The organism is Marilutibacter spongiae (assembly GCF_014145325.1).
GTDB lineage: Bacteria > Pseudomonadota > Gammaproteobacteria > Xanthomonadales > Xanthomonadaceae > Marilutibacter > Marilutibacter spongiae.
Map to the genome: position 1 here is coordinate 1 of NZ_JACHTF010000031.1, position 5,255 is coordinate 5,255.

The 5,255-nt window shown below is 71.3% G+C and carries 2 protein-coding genes; both read right to left on the bottom strand.

All coding sequences use genetic code 11. The features are described from left to right. Window positions 1–2,447: condensation domain-containing protein (locus H4F98_RS16530; RefSeq protein WP_182688925.1), on the bottom strand; the 2,447-nt coding region annotated here is incomplete at its 3' end. Further along, window positions 2,444–5,255, bottom strand: a 2,812-nt coding sequence (locus H4F98_RS16535; protein ID WP_182688926.1) for a non-ribosomal peptide synthetase, incomplete at its 5' end; no start/stop codon positions are given. The genes H4F98_RS16530 and H4F98_RS16535, both read right to left, overlap by 4 nt.

Here is a 5,255-nt window from a genome sequence, read left to right on the forward strand (position 1 = left end):
GCCTGCAGCGACCGCGCCAGCCCCGCGCCGAACGCCTCGCCGCCCACCACGAACACATGCGCGCACGCGCTCACCGCTTCGCCCCGGTGCGCCAGCAGCGCCTGCACGTGCGAGGGCGTCATCCGCAACAGGCTCGCCGGCACCCCCGCCTCGTCCAGCCGCGCCGCCAGCGCCGCCACTTCGTCCTCCGCCGGCATCAGCTCCACGCAGCCGCCCGCCAGCAGCGGCACGTACAGGCTCGGCACGCTCAGGTCGAACGCCGGCGAGGTCACCACCAGCGAGCCGCCCAGGCCGTCGCCGTAATACCCTTCGCGCGCGAACGCGCAGTAGTCCATCAGGCCGCCGTGGCTGATCTCCACGCCCTTGGGCACGCCGGTCGATCCGGAGGTGTAGAGCACGTAGGCGCTGTCGGCGTCGGTCACCCCCACCGCCGGCGCGCTCGAGGGATACTCCGACAGCCAGTCCGGCGAGCGCCCCGCGCCGTCCATGTACAGCGTGTCCAGGCCCGCCACCGGCAGCACCGAGCGGCCGCCGTCCACCAGCACCACCGCGATCCCGGCGTCGGCCACGATCGCCTGCAGCCGCGCCGGCGGCTGGCGGTGGTCCAGCGGCACGTAGGCCGCGCCGGCCTTCATGCAGGCCAGCAGGGCCACCATCAGTTCCACCGAGCGCTCCAGGTGCACGCCGACCCGGTCGCCCGCCTGCACGCCCGCCTCCAGCAGCGCGTGCGCCAGCCGGTTGGCCTTCGCGTCCAGCTCGCGATGGTCCAGCGTCACCCCGCCGCAGCGTACCGCCGGTGCGTCCGGGGTCCGTGCCGCCGCCGCTTCCAGCGCACGCGGCAGCGGCTGCGCACGACCGGCGCGGCTGTCCGCGCCGCGTCCCAGCGCCCGCAGCGACGCGGACTGCGCCGCGTCCACCCATTCCAGTTCGTCCAGCCGCGCCTGCGGGCGTTCCAGCCACTGCGACAGCAGCGCTTCGTAGGCCCGGGCCATCCGCTCAATGCTCGAGGCTTCGAACAGCGAGGCCTTGTAGGTCCAGCCCAGGTACAGGCCTTCCGTGCTTTCCTGGGCGCTCAGGTCGAGGTCAAAATGGACCTGTTCGCCGCCGCCATCCAGCGCTTCAAGCTGAAGGCCCGGCAGCGTGAGCTGGCCCGATTCATGGTTCTGCAGGACGAACTTGACCTGGCACAAGGGGTTGTAGGCCAGGCTGCGGGGATGCTTGAGCGTGTCGTTGAGCAGGTCGAACGGAATCTCGGCATGCGTGAAGGCATCCAGGGCGACCCGCTTGCCGGCCTGGATGATCGCCTCACCGGTCATGGCGGGGGCGATCTGCTGGCGGAACACCAGGGTATTGATGAAGAAGCCGATCAGCGGCGCCACTTCGGGCCGTTCGCGCCCCGCGCTGGGCACGCCGATCACCACGTCGTCCTGCCCGCTCCAGCGCGACAGCACCGCGGCGAACGCCGACTGCAGCACCATGAACAAGGTCGCGCCCTGTGCCTGCGCGAGCGCCTTGAGCGCGTCGAGCCGGGCGATGTCCAGCCGGCGTCCCAGTTGGCGCGCGGCATGGCTTTGCCGTTCCGGCCGCGGGTGGTCCAGCGGCAGTTCGTGGACAACCGGCATGCCGGCCAGGTGCGACTGCCAGTAGGCGAGCGAGGGGGCCAGCGAACCGCCCTCGATCGCTTCGCGCTGCCAGCGGGCGAAATGCCGGTACTGCAGCGGCAGCGGCGGCAAGGGGTCCGCCTCGCCGGTGTTGAACGCGGCGTACAGCGCGGTGAACTCGCGCACCAGGACGCCCTGGGACCAGCCATCGGAGGCGATGTGGTGCATGGTGAACAGCACCACGTGCTCCTCGGCGCCCAGCTTCAGTACCGTGCAACGGAGCATCGGGTCCCGTGCCAGGTCGAAGGGACGGGCCGCCTCTTCGGCCACGCGGCGACGGACCTCCGCATCGCGGGCATCCGCGGCCATGCCCGACAGATCGTGCATGGGGATGTCGAGCGGCGTGGTCCCGGCGACGGCCTGCGCGGGCACGCCGTCGGTGAGCTCGAAGCGGGTGCGCAGCACTTCGTGGCGCTCGATCACCCGTTCCAGGGCGCGTTGCATCGCCGGCAGGTCGAGCGCGCCCGTCAGGCGGAAGGCGGCCGGGATGTTGTACTGCGCGCTCGCGCCGTCGAGCTGGTCGATGAACCAGAGCCGCTGCTGCGCGTACGACAGCGGCCAGGCCCCCTGCTCGTCCGCGTCGACCAGGCTCGCCGGGCCGGGCGCCCGGGCCCGCGCATCGCCGGAGGCCTCCTCCAGCCAGGCCAGGATCTCGGCCTTGTGCCGGGCCAGCGCCTCGCGCAGGGCGGGCGACGGCTGCGTGCCGGCGAGCAGCAGCTTGCCGTCGCGGCTTGCCAGGCGGGTGCCGTGCTGCCTGCAGGCCTGCAGTACTTCGATAACGCTCATAGCTCAGTGAACTCCTCATCCTGGTCGACGACGTCGAACGCAAGCGCGTCCTTCAGGGCAACGAGCGAACGACGCTCGGCGATGTACGCCGCCAGCGCCGACACGGTCGTCTTCTCGAAGACGTCGCGAATATCCATTTCCATCCCGAAGCGGGTGCGCAGGTCCCCGAGCATCCGCACCGCAAGCAGCGAGTGCCCGCCCAGCTCGAAGAAGTTGTCGTGCCGCCCGACCCGCTCCACCCCGAGCAGCGCCTGCCATGCGTCGGCCACGGCCTGCTCGACTTCGTCCGCCGGGGCCTCGTACTCACGCGATGCCGCGGCGCCACGATCCGGCGCGGGCAGGGCCTTGCGGTCCAGCTTGCCGTTCGGCGTCAGTGGCATGGCCTGCAGTTCGACGAAGGCGGAAGGCAGCATGTGGGCCGCCAGATCGCGCGACATCGCCTCGCGCAGCGACGCAACGCCGCGGCCGTCGACGCCGTCCATGACCACGTAGGCGACGAGTCGCTTGCCGCCCGACGGGTCGTCGAGGGCAAGCACCACCGATTCGCGCACGCCCTCGCACGCCGCAAGCCGCGCCTCGACCTCGCCCAGTTCGATCCGGTAGCCCCGGATCTTGACCTGGAAGTCGTTGCGCCCGAGGTATTCCAGCTCTCCACCCGGCAGCCAGCGCGCCAGGTCGCCGGTCCGGTACAGCCGGCCGCCTTCGAAGGACGTGGCCTCGACGAAGCGCTCCGCCGTCAGCGCCTCGCGGTCGAGATAGCCGCGCGCGACGCCATCGCCACCGACGTACAGCTCGCCGCGCACGCCGAGCGGACAAGGCCGCATGGACTCGTCCAGCACGTAGAGGGCGAGGTCGTCGAGCGGTTGCCCGATGAGGCTGCCCCGCGCCCGGCGGGCGTCTTCCATGTCGATCTCGCGACAGGTCACGTGCACCGTGGTCTCGGTGATGCCGTACATGTTGACCATGCGCGTGGCGTCGCCGTTGCGCTCGAACCAGGGCAGCAGGCTCGACAGCTCCAGCGCCTCGCCACCGAACACGACCGCCCGCAGCCGGTGGCTGGTGTCCGGCGGCTGGGCAGCCTGCAGCGCACGGAACGCGCTCGGGGTCTGGTTGAGGACGGTCACGCCCTCGCGCTCCAGCAGCCCCCACATGCCTTCCGGGTCCCGCGCCAGCGGTGCGGGCACGATGACCAGGCGACCGCCATGCAGCAGCGCGCCCCACATCTCCCACACGGAGAAGTCGAACGCGAAGGAGTGGAACAGCGTCCAGACATCCTCGTGGTCGAAGCCGAACGTCTCCCGGGTCGATGCGAACAGGCGGTTCAACTGACGGTGCTCGACCATCACGCCCTTGGGTTTGCCGGTCGATCCCGAGGTGTAGATGACGTAGGCCAGGGACGCGTCGTCGACGCGGACATCCGCGGGATCGGTATCGGCCTCCCCGGCCAGGCCGGCATCGTCGAGCGACACGACCTCCGTCGCCCCCGTGTCCGGGAGCACCCCGGACGCGAGCAGGCCCGCCTGGGTCAGGACGGCCTTCGGCCGGCAGTCCTGCAGCATGAAGGCGAGTCGCTCGGCCGGATAGGCCGGATCGAGCGGCACGTAGCCTGCGCCGGCCTTCAGGATGCCGATCACGCCGATCAGCATCTCGAAGCCGCGTTCGACGCACAGGCCGACGCGATCGTCGGCGCCCACGCCCGAACGCCGCAGGCGATGGGCGACGCGGTTCGCGCGACGATTGAGCTCGCCATAGCTCATCCGTTCATCGCCGTGCGCCAGGGCGATCGCGTCCGGGTGCGCCCGGGCCTGCGCCTGGAAGCGCTCGTGGACCCGCGGCAGGTCGCGGTGGTGTCGGCGTACGCGGCCCTGGGCCAGCAAGCCGCCGGCCTCGTCTTCGTCCACCAGGTCGATGCGCGCCCCCTCCCCCACGGCCGCGGGCAGCTGCTCGAGCACCCGGCCCAGGTGCCGCAGCACCTGCACGACCGCGGCGGCGGCCAGCCGCTCGGCGCGGAAACCCGCCTTGACCTCGAGCGCCTCGCCGAGCATGACGTTGAGCGTCAGCGCATAGTTGGTCTGCTCGTCGTTGCCCGTCGCTTCCATGCGGATGCGGGTGGACTCGTCCACGCTGCCCAGGTCGGACATGGCATCGAGCGGATAGTTCTCGAAGGCCAGGATGCTGTCGAACAGGGCGGTGCCCGGGGCGACGCCCGACTGCCGCTGGATCTCCGGCAGCGACAGGTAGCCGTGTTCGTTGCCCTGCTGGAACTCGCGGTGCAAGCGCGCGATCCCCGCCTCCAGCGGTTCCGATGCCGCGTAGTCCACCCGCACCGGGATCGTGTTGATGAACAGCCCCACCATCTCCTCGATCCCCGCCACCGGCGCCGTGCGGCCGGAAATCGTCGCCCCGAACACCACCGATCCCTCGCCGCTGTAGCGGTGCAGCACGTAGCCCCACGCCCACTGCACCAGCGTGTTCACCGTCGTGTGCCGCGACTTCGCCAGCGCCTGCAGCGCCTGCGTCGGCCCCGCCCCCAGCACCAGCACCTGTTCGCGATAGCCTTCGCCATCGCCCCCCAGGCGGTCGATCGCCAGCGGCGTGGGCGCTTCCACGTCGCCCAGCACCGCGCGCCAGTGCGCGCGCGCCTGCGCCTCCTCGCGCGACTGCAGCCAGCCGATGTAGCGCTCGTACGGCACCGGCGCCGGCAGCGCCGCCTCGCGGCCCTCCATCGATGCGTAGTACAGCCGCATCACGTCCCGGTACACCAGCGGCAGGCACCAGCCGTCCAGCAGGATGTGGTGCTGCGTCCAC